Source organism: Solibacillus sp. FSL R5-0449 (assembly GCF_037975215.1).
In the GTDB taxonomy this organism is placed as follows: Bacteria; Bacillota; Bacilli; order Bacillales_A; family Planococcaceae; genus Solibacillus.
On sequence record NZ_CP150239.1, the window covers coordinates 2,718,994 to 2,734,053 of the forward strand.

A 15,060-nucleotide genomic window follows, 5' to 3' on the forward strand; every position below is an offset into this window, starting at 1 on the left:
ACTTTAACTACAATAAAAAAGAGGTGAACGATTGAATCCGAATCATGTTTCAGCGCAACCGCAGTTTACATTCGATCTTAATAAAAACCCGTTGTTCATTAAAGACCAGCATAATTTTATTAATGTAATGGGTGTCAACCAGTTGAATACGCTGGATAATATATCGCTGCTTGATATTTATTTGAGTGCCAATAATGTCATTGAGCCGCACTACCATCAAAATGCGGCGGAACTTGTTTACTGTATCACGGGAAGGGCGATTGTTTCGATTTTGAATCCTTTTACGAAACAGCTGATGCATTTTCCGATTAGCCCCGGTCAAGTGGCGAACGTTCCTCAAGGGTGGTGGCATTACGAAGTTGCTACGCAAAACAACACGCATCTGCTTGCCATTTTTAATGCTCCGACACCTGAAGTGATTTTAGGTTCCGACCTGCTTAAGCTGACACCGGCAAATATTATGGCCCATACTTATGGCATGAATGAAAATCTGTGGCAGCAGGCAGTTGCACCTGTCCGACCTAATACTTTCATCGGTCCGCCAAACCCTTGGCAGCACGCCCAGCCCGCTAATTATGGCGGCGGATATGAGCAGTGATTGCACTCGGTCAAAGGGAGTAAGTTTCAAAAAAGTGCTTGCATTGTGAAGTGGTCATGTTATGATTATTGTGAAATTAACCTAATATTGGAAGCAGATAATCTGCTCGTCAAACTACTAGGGGCGCCTTTTGGCTGAGAAGTACCCTTTGCACCTGATCTAGGTAATACTAGCGTAGGAAAGTAGTGTCGATTCCCTATTTTTATTTTTTTTATAGGCTACGATACCACTTTCTTCATTGAAAGTGGTTTTTTTGTTGCAAAAATTAATGTAAAGGATGGATGGTTGAAATGAATAAAACGAGAAAGCTTACATACTCCGCGATTATAGCAGCGATTACAACGATTCTCAGCAGTATGGTGTATATCCCATTAGGATTCGCGAAAATTTTTCCGATACAGCATTTTGCCAATGTCGTCTCGGCCGTACTTCTCGGTCCATGGTATGCGGTATTGCAGGCGTTTCTTACATCAACGTTAAGAAACTTGATGGGGACAGGCAGTCTATTTGCTTACCCTGGAAGCATGATTGGTGCCCTTCTCGCGGCATTGTTGTTTGCGAAAACGAAGAAGCTGGCGTTTGCCGCTTTGGGTGAAGTGGTCGGGACAGGGTTACTTGGTGCAATGGCTACTTATCCGATTGCGATATTATTTTTAGGTCAGGAAGCGGCGCTGTTCGGTTTTGTCCCGGCCTTTATGATGAGTTCGTTTGCGGGTGCAATTTTAGGCTATGGCTTGCTGAAAGTGATGGTGAAAAACCGGGCGTTTGGCGGGATGCTTAATGCGGGGTGAGTCGCTGAGGTTGGGGCGGTTTTATTAGAAGATTTTCGGTGGTTATTAGAACATTTGGGTGGGTTATTAGAACAATTTTTTGCTAGAGAATTTTTTGTATTATTGTATCGATTTTATTAGAAGAATTGGTGCGGTTATTAGAACTTTTGCGGGTTATATTAGAACAATTTATTTATAGAGATCTGTTTTCACCGGCTTACCGATTTTATTAGAAGATTTGAGCGTTTATTAGAACTTCCGGGCGGGATATTTGAAGATCTGCGGACGATATTAGAACATATGACAGACTTATTAGAACAACCGATACTTATATTAGAACATCTCACTTTTATTAGAAGATTATAAAATATATTAGAACAACTCAGACCTTTATTAGAAAATGAAGAGCCGGGTATCAATCAACGCATGACACCCGGCTCATTTCATTAAGCTAAATTAATCTGCCACGACACGCCGTAACGGTCATTGAGCCAGCCGAACTTCTTACTGAAACCGTAATCCCCGATTGGCATTAGCGGATGGCCGCCTTCAAGCAGTTTTTCATACAGATAGTCGGTTTCCTCTTCTGTATCACATGTAATAAAAATAGAAAACGACGGGGTGAAGTCAAATTCATGTTTCAAATTGCTGTCAATGCACATAAATTCCTGACCTTTTATTGAAAAAGTCGCTTGCATGACTGTTCCTTCGTCTCCGCCTTCGTTTGCTCCATAGCGGACAATGCTCGTAATTTCCGCGTCCTCGATTACGGATGTGTAGAAGTTCATTGCTTCTTCTGCAACACCGCCTTGAAACATTAAAAATGGTTTTGCGCTTTTCATTGTACCCTTCCCCTTCTTAATTCAAATTTGCACCACTTCAATTTAGCCTATTTTAACCTTGTTTACGAACTTTTCCCCCTATAATTTAAATGGAATCTCCTAACTAGAAGATGCCTTTCGTTTAATATTTAAATTTTGCATTAACGGTGGGGGGTGGGGTGCCGAAAATGTTATATTTCACATAAAAAAGCCTCCTGCGAGATAGCCCTCACAGGAGACTTGCTTCATCAATTATTCACCGAACACGATATGCCACTCAGCGCGGCCGGCTAAAAATTCTTCAGCCAATGCTTTTGCGCCTTCCAAGCTATGGCTTGCCGCCCAGCCGCATTGGACTTCATTGCATGCCGGAACAGAATCTGCCTTCAGCACATCCTGCAGGGTATTTTCGATAATCGTTAATACACCGTCATAGTCATTGTAGTTCAGTAATGCCAGGTAGAAGCCTGTTTGGCAGCCCATTGGCGATAAATCAACGACATCTTCACTATGGTTGCGGATACGGTCGGCCATTAAATGCTCCAAAGAGTGCAGTGACGGCATTTCCATATGTGCTTTGTTCGGCTGTTTGAAGCGGATATCGTATTTTGTTACGACATCGCCTTTCGCTCCTGTTTTCGTACCGGCAAGTCGTACGTATGGTGCCACTACTTTCGTATGGTCTAAATCAAAGCTCTCTACATTCGTTTTCTCTGTTGTCATGTTGAATCCCCCTAGTTAGATAAATTGCATAGATTTTATAAATTGCTGAATCCGTTCATTGTTATTCGCTGTAAAGAAGTTTTCGGTTATGCCGTCATAGCCGATCTCACCGTTTTCCAGAAATAAAATCCGGTCGGCCACTTCGCGCGCAAAATTCAGGTTATGTGTCACGATAATCATCGACTTGCCTTCTTCCGCTAAATCTTTCAGCACCTTCAGTACTTCTCCCTCAAGCTCGGGATCCAGTGCACTCGTCGGCTCATCGAACAGCAAAAACTGCGGCTCCATTGCCAATGCTCTTGCGATGGCGACACGCTGCTGCTGCCCGCCGGATAATTGCGATGGATACTGGTCTGTTTTATGACTCAGGCCAACCTTCTCCAATAATTGCTGTGCCTTTTGTTTTGCAGCCGCTTTGTCTTTCCTTAAAACGGTAACCGGCCCTTCCATCACATTTTCAAGCACTTTCATATGCGGGAACAGATTGAAGCTTTGGAATACCATCGCCGTATTTTGGCGAATTGAAAGCAGGTTCTTCTGAGAAATCGGTTTGTTCAGTTCAACTGTCTGGTAGCCGACTGTCAAAACTCCCTTCTCAGGTCGCTCCAATAAATTGATGCAGCGTAACAGCGTTGATTTCCCTGAACCGGATGGACCTAAAATAACCGTTGTTTCGCCTTCATGAAATGTTAAATTAATATTTTTCAATGCCTCGTTCTCGCCAAAGAACTTCGACATTTGCTGAAATTGTACGATAATAAGCCCTCCCTTCTAGCGCTACACCTGACAATCTTATACATACTTCGATGCGTATTTTTCCAGGCGGCTTTGAATGACCATCAGTATACTAATGAAGATTAAATAGATGACCGCACAAAGTGAATAAATCATAAGCGGCTCATATGTACGTGCGGTAATTTGCTGCCCGACCATGAATAGATCCGCCAGTGTGATACTCGCAACTAAAGATGTTCCTTTTACCAGATCGATAAAATCATTGGCTACTGACGGCAATGAAATTCGGACGGTCTGTGGTGCGATAACTCTGCGCATCATTTGCCAATATGTCATACCGAGGGATTCTGCAGCTTCCCATTGTCCTTTTGGAATGGCTAGAATCGAAGCCCGGATCGATTCGGATGCATAGGCACCTGTATTCAGTGAGAAAGTAATAATCGCCGCTGTCCATGCATCAAGGGTAATCCCCACTTTCGGAAGACCGAAGAATACAATAAACAAAGTCACCAATAATGGTGTTCCACGAAATACCCAGACGTACGTACCGAAAATCCAGCGTAATACTTTGTAGTTCGAGATTCGAGCCAGTGCCGTCACGACTGCGATGACTAAAGCTATGACAAAGGCAATGAGCGATAGCGGAATGGTAACAAGAAGTCCTGCTTTTAAAATCGGCCAGATCGAGTTCAGTAATATATCCATTTCTCTACTCATCCACTAACACTCCTTTCTATAGTTAAATCCACGTAAAAAAGGCCGTCGAAACGACCTTTCCATTAGTTGTTTGAAATAACATTTTCACCAAAATATTTTTCCGAAATTGCTTCGAATGTACCGTCTTCTGTACGTTCTTTAATAATTTCATTTAACTTCTCACGGAACTCATCGTTTTCTTTATTTAATATTAATGCGATATCAGTTGAATTGATCGCACCGTCCAGCACTTTCAATTTCGTATCCGGCTGTTCCTGCAAGTATGTCAGGAATGTTACACGGTCATGGATTGTTCCATCTGCGCGGCCTTGTACAACAAGCTCGATTGAACTCATTAAATCATTTGTAGCAACTACTTCTGCACCAAGCGCTTCTGCATCGCGGGCAAAGTTACTTGTAATTGTTTGTGAAGATTTTTTGCCGTCCATGTCAGCCGGCTCTTTAATTTCTGTGTTATCTGTATGGACTGCAACTACCGCTTCTGATTTCATATATGGCGTTGAGAAGTCGTACTTTTCTTTACGCTCATCTGTAATCGATACGTTGTTAATAACGAAATCGTATTTATCTGTATCTAAACCTGCAATTAAAGAATCCCATTTTGTTTCAACATATTCTGCTTCAACACCAAGGTCTTTTGCGATCTGATCGGCAATTTCATATTCAAAGCCAGTTAGTGCACCTGATTCATCATGGAAGCTGAATGGAGGAAATGTTCCTTCAAGACCGATTTGAATTTTGCCGTCTGCCTGGATTTCCTCTAATTTATTTTTTGCCTCGCTTGCGTTTTCCTCTGTTTTATCGCCACCGCATGCTGCCAAAACAAGTGCTGATAATGTAACGATTGATAATAATTTTTTCATGCTAATTGCCTCCACTATTAATCCCTAGTTATTTAATACGTTTTATATTATAACAGGGTAATTATAAAAACAATCTTTATTTTCTGAACTATTTTTAAATTTAGAACTATTAGTTAATAATTGCTAGGAATCGTGTTAAATACAGAAAAAAATTGTCAATTTCCTTAAATGGAAATTGACACTGACTTTATAAATGCATGCCTGTCCATTGCCAAATAGTAAAGTAGAACAGCATGATGATGAATATATAAAGGGGCATTAAAATGGCGCTAAGCTTTATGAGGTTCCGCGCATCATAGGAAATATCCCCTTCCTCATAAAACAGCAGCAATGCTTTCGAGCTGACCGGCACCGTTACACAGTAGTTCATCCCGATCAGACTTAAAAACACGACAGTTGACGGGTTGACCCCGATTAACTCACTGAATAAAATCAGTCCTGGAATGAAGACAATGGCACGAGTCGTATGGGAAGTAATATATAGATGACTTGTCACGGTAATCGTTAGGATCATTAGTACAATCAGCCAGTCCGGTGCACCGACAAACAGATGCAGGACGCTGATCATTTCACTTTCCATCCATTCCACAATCCCCGTATCAACCAATACTTTACCGAGCGCCGTCGCTGCAGCAACGAACATTACAAGATTCCACGAAACGGCATTCATTCCTTGTTTCCAACTGATAATCCCGAAGTTCGGCATCATAAAAAGAATGGCACCGATTACTGTAATCAGTTCAATATCCAACCCGTGAAGGCTTTCCGTCATCCAGCCGATGATTAAGAATAATATGAGTATCATTGTCTTTTTTTCATCTTTTTCTAAAGGTTTTATTAAAGGTGTTGTTTCAACACTTTCCAATTCCTCAGCACTATCCCGCGGCCACAATGTCCATTTGATGACGATTAATGAAAGCAATGTTACAACAAGTGCAAACGGAACTCCCCATATTAACCACTGGATGTAGGAAATCGATTTACCGGCCGTACTTTCGAGAAAACCGACGCCGATTAAATGGGAACCTGCTCCGATTAAGGTCGCCGATGTACTCATTAAAATAATGACCGGTGCGATAATCGCCAAAACACTTTGTTCTTTGGAAGTAAATTTTTCGCTTATTTGCTTTATGATCGGCATCGATAATGCTGCCCGCCCTGATGTTGAAGGAATAAAGAAGGCCGATGCAAACAATACCGAACTTAGCCCGAGCACGACATTCTCTTTTTTATTTGATTTACTTAAGATGAACATTGTTAGTCGTTCGGCCAGCCCGGATTTTTTAACGGCTTCCCCGATAATGAACGCACCGATCATGAGCCACACGACTTTTTCGGATAATGAGCTGTACAATAAATCAGGCTCTGCTGCATTCATTAAAATTATAAATGCAATAAGTGCCATCGCCACCCAGCCTGCTGAAAATTTCGTTGTCACCCATAATGTCATCGCGCATAAGAATGCAAATAGAGCAACTTTTGCACTGTAATCCAAATCTTGTATGAAAATAACCGTAATCAGAATCAGAATGTGTATGGAAATAATGATCGCTGTCTTTCTCGGCATCGATTGAATCTTTGTTTTCAGGCGATTTTGCTTTTTTTTATTTCTTTCTACTCTGCTAGGCATGTTAAATCGCTCTTTCTTTTCTATTCTCTTTATTGGCTATTTCCATGCCAATTGAAACTTTCCGTAAAACCGATTCCGTACTTTCCTCAATCCATTTCGGTGCTTTTTTAATCGCCTTTTCCAAAGATATCGGTTTTTGAATGATGCTGCTGTAGGCATCAATCCCGGCATGATAGTTCAGATTGGCGCCTTTTCCGATTGTTCCTGTAATCGCAATGACCGGGATATGATTCTTTTTCGCAATGCGTGCCACTTCAGCAGGAATTTTCCCGTTCGGTGTCTGAAAATCAAGACTGCCTTCCGCTGTTAATACGATATCCGCCGTCAGAATTTTTTCTTCTATATTGATATATTTCATGATGATATTGAACCGTTGATGCAATGTGGCACCCGCAAATGCAATTAGCCCCGCACCTAACCCGCCGGATGCCCCGCTGCCCGGTAATGAACGGACATCCATTTTTGTTGCCTGTTCAATTAGATCCGCATAATGATCAAGCGCTGATGCTAATTGTTCCACCTGTTTTGGTGTAGCTCCTTTTTGCGGTCCAAATATATGCGCCACCCCTTTTTCGCCGCATAAAATATTGTTCCAGTTACATGCCACATTGATTGAAACGTTCTTTACCCTTGGATCTGCATTTTGCATATCAATAGATTCTACTTCCATTAAGTCTTCCCCGCCGTTCACATGGATGATTTGCTTATTTTCGTCCAAAAACCGAATGCCCAATGCTTGCGCCATTCCCGCACCCCCGTCCGACGTACCCGAATCACCGCAGCCAATCAGAATATTATCAATGCCCATATCAATTGCCGCAACAATCAATTCCCCTACACCATAAGTAGTCGTTTTCAACGGATTTCTTTGATGACGCGGAACAAGCTTCAAACCGGCCACCGCCGCCATCTCAATAACCGCATTCCGTTTCCCGTTTTCTGTGTAAATACCAAAATAGCTTTTAATCTTTTTGCCGACCGGTCCGGTTACTTTTTTATATACGATTTCTCCATTTTTTAAACGAACAATCGTCTTCACAAACCCTTCCCCGCCATCAATCATTGGTATTACTTCCAAATCAACGGTCGGGTCAAATCGTCTTACCCCACGTTCCATTGCTAATGCGACATCCTCTGCGTCCAAACATTCTTTAAACCCTGATGGTACAATTACAATTTTCATTAGGCATCCCTCCAAAATTTATTAATTGTAAATGTACCATCCCAAAATTAGAAAATACTGAGAACTCTATTAGATTACGATGATAGAACGAGAAGTGCGATTTATAATGGAAAATGGCGCTGTTCCTTCTTGCAGGAAAGCGCCATTCATTCTACTATTCTTCGTAAATCATTTTCTTCGTCATTCCGCCATCGATTGTCAGATCCGTCCCGGTAATAAAATCATTTTCCGGGTTCGCTAAATACAGACAGGCGCGGGCAATATCATCCGGTTTGCCGACACGGTTTGAAAAATGCTGTTTGTGGTCGGAGGGTCTTAGGGCATCGTAATCCCCTGTTTCAATCCATCCCGGTGAAATGCTGTTTACTGTTATGTTCAGCTCACTGAATGAGCTTGCCAATGCATGAGTCAAGGCCAGGATTCCGCCTTTTGATGCGGCATAGCCTTCTGAATTCGGTTCGGACATGACCGCACGCGTTGACGCAAGATTGATGATCGCCCCGCCGCTGTTCATCCGTTTTGCCGCTTCACGCGAACATAAAAAGACACTGCGCAAATTCGTATTGATGATGTCATCCCAGTCTTCGAGCGATAATTCCAGCGGTGAAATCCATTTCCCTTTCCCCGCATTATTGATCAAAATATGAATTTCTCCAAAACGGGCTGCGGCCATTTCCATCAATTGACGGACGCTCTCTTCACTGCGCACATCGGTCTCTGCAAAAATAGCGGAGTAGCCTTCCTTTTGGAGTTCGCCTGCCAGCTGGACACCTAAGTCATGTTCGATATCTGCGATGATCACATTGGCACCGGCTTTTGCAAAATGAGTTGCTACGGAGCGCCCGATTCCTTGCGCTGCCCCTGTGATGATTACGGTTTTGTTTTGAAACATTGGTCGAATTCCTCCTTTGTCAATTGCTTAGTAAGAGTGTAACTGAAATGAGTTGAGATTTCGTGTTTGAGGTTGTGCTTTTTTAGAGTGTGTGCGCGGGATTTTTTAGGCTGTGCGGCAGCGGGGCGGGATTTTATTAGAAAATCTAAGTTAGTCGGGCGCTTTTTTGAGGGCAAGCGTTGATCTTCACGTTGGCCGGTTGCCGGGGTAGGATTTTATTAGAAAAGTTCGGGTACTTATTAGAAGAATTGCGTCGGTTATTAGAATATTGGCGGGGTTAATTAGAAGATTTCGTTTAGTCGGGCTTTTTTTGGGGTGAAAGCATTGTTTTTCACGTTGTTCGGCAGCGCGGCGGGATTTTATTAGAAAAGTTCGGGTACTTATTAGAAGAGTTGCGCCGGTTATTAGAACATTGGCTGGGTTTATTAGAAGATCTCGTTTAGTCGGGCTTTTTTTTGGGGTGAAAGCATTGTTTTTCACATTGTGCGGCAGCGGACCGGGATTTTATTAGAAAAGTTCGGGTACTTATTAGAAGAGTTGAATGGGATATTAGAACATTTGCGTGTTTTATTTGAATAGTTGGGGCACTTATTAGAAAAAATAGGATTTATATTAGAATATCTCACTTTTATTAGAACATTTTTCGGGATATTAGAACAATGCAACGTTTTATTAGAAAATCTTCCTTACTGCAATCGTATCCGCGCATCCACTAGAACGAGTAATTGCCTCGCTTTCATGCTATAATGGATGGAGCGGATCATTGCTAGTAAGGCAATGACAAAGGAGACAAAATAATGAGTCAACAAAATCAAGAAACAGCACCACAATTACCTGAAAATTTCAGTGAATTAAAGAAGGCCATAAATCGTACAGCAGACTGGGAAGCACGTTTAGATGCAGTACAGGAATTAGCGAAAATTAAAGCGGATGAATCGATCAAAATTTTGGAATATGTTGCGAAAGCGGATTTAGTAACGAAAGTTCGTGATGCTGCGGCGAAACAGTTAAAGAAAATGGGTCAGCAAGTTGAACCGTCGGAAGCACCTAAAGGCGAATTGTTCAAAGACCTGCGCAAAATTTTCAAACGCATTAAGAAAAGCTTGCCTGCGGACCATACGTATGAAGACTTCAAAGTAAAATTAGAAAAAATGCGTATCGATATTTACAACACATATGAAGGTGAAAAAGGCGCACAGTTTGACGCTTGGCTGAAGGATATGTGGGAAACAACGACAACTCGAAAATAATTACATTGAACACGGATTAATTTCCGTGTTCTTTTTTTGAATTAAATTAAAATCGTACACTCTATCAATTGAAGAGCATCAATTTTTTCCAAATTGATGTTCTCATTGGCACTTATCTTGGTGCGTTTCGATCTAAAATTGCGGACGTGTTATCTTCGTGCAAATTATTCAATGTTGTTGTCGTGCTGTCGACTTTGGCATATGCATTCAGCTCATCCATTGGAATCACATCCGTCGTTTGAACTTCCGCTGCATGGGCCAGTAACGCATTGCTGTCATTCGGCGAAAAACAAAACACTTCTTCTACTTGCCGGATTTTCATTTCTTCCTCTTGATTTTTTTTCGGATTGTCCTTCATTTTTTACACCTCCTTTTTTAGGATGTGTGATGCTTAGTTCATTATGTAAAAAACATCTAGTACAAAAATAGCTCTCTCCTTATTGGAAAGCGCCATTACGAAACTATTAATAATCTCTTTGAGCATCTGTTTCATGGGGACTATCGAATACTTGTCTATCAATATATTTGTGGAAGAACCATTCCCCTAAACCGATGACTACAGCCGAAACAATGGTAGCTGCTACAATATTATCGTTGTTTTCAGAATAGCTTTGTGCCATAAAGTAAATAACAATCGCTGCTAGAAGTACATCCGATAACGTTGCGACGATATTTCTTTTATCCTGATCTGCGCGGGCACCGGCATTTTGGAAAATTCCTAAATCCCCTACAACATAAGCCAAAAGTGTTAACACTAAACTGATTACTAAAGTATCGCTAAATGCGAAATCAAAAATCCCTGCAAGAATAATACCTAAAACCGCCGCAATCATCACAAATTTAATAACCAAAGCTTTCAAGTGATTCATATAGAATACCTCCTTTAAATTTGGTATACAGCATTAATACCCAACTCACATATTTTTACTCATTTTAATAGAAAATTGTCAAAATTAATATTTTGGTATAAACTCAATCGTTTTTAAGTATATCTTTTAACGCAATGGTAAAAATATTGGAGATAAACAGATGAGGTGATTAGAGTGGGTATTTTTGATGGGTTGATGGGCAATGCAAGTGAATTGAAGCCAGAAGATGTTCAAAAAGAGGTAGCCGAAATTATTACGAGTAATGAAGTGGTCCAGCACGCTTTTAGAGTAATTCGCGATACGTTTATTTTTACAAACAAACGCTTGATCCTCGTTGATAAGCAAGGGATGACCGGCAAGAAAACGGAGTACATGTCCATTCCGTATAAAAGCATTACGAATTTTTCGATTGAAACAGCCGGAACATTCGATTTGGATGCAGAGCTGAAAATTTGGATTTCGGGCAATAGTGTTCCTCTGCAAAAGAAGTTTAACAAAGCGACAAATATTTATGCGGTGCAGCGCGTTTTGGCTGAAAATATTTTGTCTTCATAAAGCCTAAAACGAACGAGTGCGAATCGTTCGTTTTTTGTTTCTTTTATATTTTGGGATTTATGATATGGTGGATATTAGAAGATTTTGAATATGTATATATAATTGTGTAAAAGTGAAAAGTCATATCAATTCCTGGGTAAATGTATTGTGCGACCAAAACATTAGGAGGAATTAATATGACTCAAATTAATCTTAACCTAAACTTAGAAGAAATTGAAGCAGCGATACTTGAATCGAATATGGTGGATATTAGAAGATTTTTCGCTATATTAGAACATCACTGAGGTTTATTAGAACATCCGCCGCACATATTTGAACATCGGGAACACTTATTAGAAGATCGTACATATATATTAGAAGATCGCAGTTTTATTAGAACATTTTAAGTTTATTAGAACATTGAGCCGTGATATTAGAACTTTTCTACGAAAGCGAGGAACCTTTCATGCAAATCGAACTCGATGCAAATACGAAAAAATGGATGCAGACTAAAGGCAAGCCTGTTTCCGTAAAAACCATTTCGGTGAACGCTTGCTGTGCCCCGCCCATCCAGGAATTGATGACGCATTTAGGGAAGCCGAAAGACGTACACAACTATAATGAATTCCAAATCGACAACCTGTCTGTTTACGTTGAGAAGAGCTTGTCTCATAATGAAAAAATGACATTGAAGCTTACAGGCATCGGTATTTTCAAAATGATTTCAGCCAAATTAGGTTAGTACGCAATCCCTACACGTGCTTTTATAAAGTCGCCGCTTTGCAATAAACTATAGGCAAAGTGTGCAGTATCCGGGACTGAAATTTGACTTCCATCTACCGGAAGAAAATCGCGTTCTGTCCGGTAGTTCCCGATCCGTTCCCCATCAGGCAAATAGGTAGGACAGACAATTGTCCAGTCAAGTCCCGACTGCTCCAGCAACTCGTATACTTTATGATGTTCTTCTGCAGCGCGAGTGATTTTTCGCTTTGATTCACTAGACTGGTAGCGCAACAATTCAGGACTTACGCGACTTTGCAAAATGCCGGCAGTTCCGATTGAGATAATCCGTTTATTGCCTCCCTTTTTCATCGCATCGATAATTAGCGGCATGCTTTCTGTCAGCGTCGTTCCCCCATCAGTATTTAGTGCACTCATCACTATATCTGCCCCATGTATCGCCTGCTCAATATCACTTTTATTAAGCACATTCCCTTGGACAACCGTTAAATTGTTATACTTGATTTGAATTTTCTCCGGTGTACGAACGAGGACCGTTACATGATGATCGTCCTGAAGTGCAGTCTTAACTATGTGACTTCCAACCCGGCCAGTTCCGCCTAAAATTAATAAATTCATTTATAAAACCTTCTTTCCAAAAATAAAATAAACAGTCGGCCCCGTATTACCGGTCCCAACTGTCTGAATAGAAATTACCCTTCAATATAATTCGCTTCCAAACCACGCGCTACTTCCTTCGTTTTATCCATAACTGCCCGGTGTGCCGCCGCAACATACAGCTCGTTTTCGTAAAAACGGAATGGTATTTCCTGGCCTTCATATTGCCACATGAAGAAGTGGCCGTTAATTTTCATATTGACACCGTCTTGTGTGACACTATAGAAATCTCGGTATACGAAATCCGATTTTGTCGCAAAGAAGTTTTGGCATTCCTGCAGGCTAAGCGTTGGATTGCCTTCTTCGTCATGACGTGTAATTTTATATCTTGTATTCATTCGTGTATTCATTAAAAAATCTCCTTTAAAAACCATCTATCGTTTCATTATAGTTGGTTGGCATCGTTAAGGCAAAAGACTGGATTTCAAACCGTTCCTAATCTCTCCCTTTACCTTGTATCATAATTTATGTTCACTTTAAGTTCATTTAAGTCCTTATCAATTTTAGAAATTAATATATGTAATTCTTCATTTTCAGAAGGGGTAAAGGTTTCGCCACTGCGTTCCCTTAAAATCACCGCTTGATTAATGAGTCTTAAACACGTTTTAATCAACGCCAAATCCTTTTCGATCGCTTCTTTACTTATGTCTATTTCGCCCATTTATAACACTCCCTTCCATAAATTATATAACAGGAAGCATAAAAATACTCCCCTTTACTTTATATATGCTTAAAGAGGAGTATTTCTTGTTATTTTATTCCCAAATAGCCGATGCCCACTCTGGGTGATCGATAAATGGATTGCGGTTGTGCTGGTAATCTGTATAAATAATTTCATTTCTGTTCCGTTCGAAATTGTCGACCGGGTCTTGTTTATGCCATTGAAGCAGTACCGAAAGTTTCCCGTGGTAAGGTGCCGTGCCGTTGTTCACTTTATTATTTAGTTCCAAATCCACTTCTCCGCTGTCCCCTTCATAGCGAACCGCCATATAAAACAGCATACGTGCAACATCGCCTTTTACGCTGTCTCTCGGCTCCCATGAATCCGAGTCATAGTAGTTTCCGGCTGCTTCTGAATGCTCGTTCCCGCCGTTGTCAAAATCAAGATTGCTTCTCGTACCATTAACGCTCACATCAGTTGGACGCAAATGATGCAAGTCTGTTCCTGCACCCATTGACGTACCAAACCCGCCGTGGGATTTTGCCCAAACATGCTCGCGGTTCCAGTCATTCACATTCCCGCCGTTTGTAGTTTTACTTTGAGAACGGCCTGTATAAAGAAGAATGACATTGTTCGGATTGTTCGGGTCTTCATCTGTTTCGCGAAGAGCTGTCCATACATTCGCATACGAAATTTCTGTATGATCATCAATAATATTATGCAAAGCGCTTTTTAAAGCGGCACCAGTTTTTCCAATAGCCGCATCATAATAGCCGCCAGTTGATGGATTCGGTTCCGGTGTTGGATCAGGAGTTGTTGGATTTCCTTCCTGTAACGTAAATGCTGTACCATTTTTTAATCCGGGATGAGAAAAGTAAGCTGACAATGTCCCCGTTATTTTAATGCTTTTCCCCATTAACGAAGGATTGGATCTCAAGCCGTAAGAAGAGCGGAAAGAAGTTGGTATTTGTACATAGATCATGTTTGCGGTATTCGTTTCGTTCGCACTGTCTGCTATAGCCAATGCATAGTCATTTGGAAAATTGCTAGTAAGGACGGTCGTTGTTGCTGTAGGCTGTCCTACGATATAACCTTGAACAGTTTTTACGGAGTTATTTTGATTGCTGATTGCCTGAGATACCGAGTAAGGTGCCGACGATGATCCGTCCCCGGAAGCTGCATTCGTGACAGTAGATTGAAGAGGCTGAATTAAAATGAAAACAATAAGCACCCAAGAAAACAGTAGACGTACATTTCGATTTTTAACCATTTTTCTCCTCCTAGACATTCGATTTATGGTCAATCAGCAAAGGCTAACCAACTCCCTTTTATATTATCATAAAGTTGTTAATATTCTGTAAAATTTTGACGCAAAATGGTTAAATTAATAATTTACTTGTTAAGAATGTGATTGAA

Annotated in this window: 19 protein-coding genes and 1 riboswitch; of the genes, 5 read left to right on the plus strand and 14 right to left on the minus strand. The window is 41.0% G+C overall.

The features are described from left to right. Positions 1–31 precede the first annotated feature (31 nt). The gene (locus tag MKY27_RS13605) at positions 32–598 is read left to right on the plus strand and encodes a cupin domain-containing protein (RefSeq protein WP_339195735.1); all 567 of its coding nucleotides are present in this window, start codon (positions 32–34) and stop codon (positions 596–598) included. 109 nt (positions 599–707) lie between these two features. After that, positions 708–796: riboswitch (TPP riboswitch) on the plus strand. Positions 797–888: 92 nt separating this feature from the next. Then, positions 889–1,389 (plus strand): energy coupling factor transporter S component ThiW, encoded by a 501-nt coding sequence (gene thiW, locus MKY27_RS13610; RefSeq protein WP_339195736.1) that lies wholly within the window; start codon positions 889–891, stop codon positions 1,387–1,389. A gap of 425 nt (positions 1,390–1,814) precedes the next feature. On the opposite strand, the gene MKY27_RS13615 is transcribed toward thiW, so the two are convergent. From MKY27_RS13615 to MKY27_RS13650, 8 genes are all read right to left on the minus strand, one after another. Next, positions 1,815–2,210: a VOC family protein gene (locus tag MKY27_RS13615; RefSeq protein WP_339195738.1), complete on the minus strand. Its 396-nt coding sequence runs from the start codon at positions 2,208–2,210 to the stop codon at positions 1,815–1,817. Between the two features lie 231 nt (positions 2,211–2,441). Then, on the minus strand, positions 2,442–2,912 hold the full coding sequence (locus MKY27_RS13620; protein ID WP_339195740.1) for an S-ribosylhomocysteine lyase: 471 nt from the start codon (positions 2,910–2,912) through the stop codon (positions 2,442–2,444). Positions 2,913–2,927: 15 nt separating this feature from the next. Further along, positions 2,928–3,620, minus strand: coding sequence for an amino acid ABC transporter ATP-binding protein (locus MKY27_RS13625; protein WP_339195743.1), 693 nt, complete (start codon positions 3,618–3,620; stop codon positions 2,928–2,930). A gap of 84 nt (positions 3,621–3,704) precedes the next feature. Continuing rightward, positions 3,705–4,364 (minus strand): amino acid ABC transporter permease, encoded by a 660-nt coding sequence (locus MKY27_RS13630; protein ID WP_339195745.1) that lies wholly within the window; start codon positions 4,362–4,364, stop codon positions 3,705–3,707. A gap of 62 nt (positions 4,365–4,426) precedes the next feature. Next, complete coding sequence (locus MKY27_RS13635) at positions 4,427–5,227, minus strand: transporter substrate-binding domain-containing protein (RefSeq protein WP_339173086.1); 801 nt, start codon at positions 5,225–5,227, stop codon at positions 4,427–4,429. 187 nt (positions 5,228–5,414) lie between these two features. Further along, entirely contained in the window at positions 5,415–6,857 is a 1,443-nt protein-coding gene (locus MKY27_RS13640; RefSeq protein WP_339195747.1) for an SLC13 family permease, read from the minus strand. A gap of 1 nt (position 6,858) precedes the next feature. Next, complete coding sequence (locus MKY27_RS13645; RefSeq protein WP_339195751.1) at positions 6,859–8,040, minus strand: glycerate kinase; 1,182 nt, start codon at positions 8,038–8,040, stop codon at positions 6,859–6,861. 154 nt (positions 8,041–8,194) lie between these two features. Further along, a complete protein-coding gene (locus MKY27_RS13650; RefSeq protein WP_339195752.1) occupies positions 8,195–8,932 on the minus strand; it encodes an SDR family oxidoreductase in 738 nt (245 codons plus the stop codon). 797 nt (positions 8,933–9,729) lie between these two features. Here MKY27_RS13650 and MKY27_RS13655 point away from each other — a divergent pair. Further along, positions 9,730–10,182, plus strand: a complete 453-nt coding sequence (locus tag MKY27_RS13655) for a HEAT repeat domain-containing protein (RefSeq protein ID WP_339195755.1) — start codon at positions 9,730–9,732, stop codon at positions 10,180–10,182. A gap of 112 nt (positions 10,183–10,294) precedes the next feature. Here MKY27_RS13655 and MKY27_RS13660 read toward each other — a convergent pair whose 3' ends face one another. Together MKY27_RS13660 and MKY27_RS13665 are read right to left on the minus strand one after the other, a co-directional pair. Beyond that, positions 10,295–10,540: a cAMP-binding protein gene (locus MKY27_RS13660; RefSeq protein WP_339195759.1), complete on the minus strand. Its 246-nt coding sequence runs from the start codon at positions 10,538–10,540 to the stop codon at positions 10,295–10,297. A gap of 106 nt (positions 10,541–10,646) precedes the next feature. Further along, a complete protein-coding gene (locus tag MKY27_RS13665; protein WP_339195761.1) occupies positions 10,647–11,051 on the minus strand; it encodes a DUF2512 family protein in 405 nt (134 codons plus the stop codon). Between the two features lie 174 nt (positions 11,052–11,225). On the opposite strand from MKY27_RS13665, the gene MKY27_RS13670 reads away from it, so the two are divergent. Together MKY27_RS13670 and MKY27_RS13675 are read left to right on the plus strand one after the other, a co-directional pair. Next, a complete protein-coding gene (locus MKY27_RS13670) occupies positions 11,226–11,606 on the plus strand; it encodes a PH domain-containing protein (protein WP_339195763.1) in 381 nt (126 codons plus the stop codon). A 445-nt stretch (positions 11,607–12,051) separates the two neighbouring features. Then, the gene (locus MKY27_RS13675; RefSeq protein ID WP_339195765.1) at positions 12,052–12,327 is read left to right on the plus strand and encodes a CC/Se motif family (seleno)protein; all 276 of its coding nucleotides are present in this window, start codon (positions 12,052–12,054) and stop codon (positions 12,325–12,327) included. Here MKY27_RS13675 and MKY27_RS13680 read toward each other — a convergent pair. The 4 genes from MKY27_RS13680 to MKY27_RS13695 form a co-directional block, all read right to left on the minus strand. Continuing rightward, the gene (locus MKY27_RS13680; RefSeq protein WP_339195767.1) at positions 12,324–12,944 is read right to left on the minus strand and encodes an SDR family oxidoreductase; all 621 of its coding nucleotides are present in this window, start codon (positions 12,942–12,944) and stop codon (positions 12,324–12,326) included. The two genes, MKY27_RS13675 and MKY27_RS13680, sit on opposite strands and share 4 nt — an antisense overlap. A 74-nt stretch (positions 12,945–13,018) precedes the next feature. Further along, the gene (locus MKY27_RS13685) at positions 13,019–13,333 is read right to left on the minus strand and encodes an excinuclease (RefSeq protein WP_339195770.1); all 315 of its coding nucleotides are present in this window, start codon (positions 13,331–13,333) and stop codon (positions 13,019–13,021) included. Between the two features lie 98 nt (positions 13,334–13,431). Beyond that, positions 13,432–13,644 (minus strand): phosphoglycerate mutase, encoded by a 213-nt coding sequence (locus MKY27_RS13690; RefSeq protein WP_339195772.1) that lies wholly within the window; start codon positions 13,642–13,644, stop codon positions 13,432–13,434. A gap of 94 nt (positions 13,645–13,738) precedes the next feature. After that, positions 13,739–14,914, minus strand: a complete 1,176-nt coding sequence (locus tag MKY27_RS13695) for an endonuclease (protein ID WP_339195774.1) — start codon at positions 14,912–14,914, stop codon at positions 13,739–13,741. Positions 14,915–15,060 lie beyond the last annotated feature (146 nt).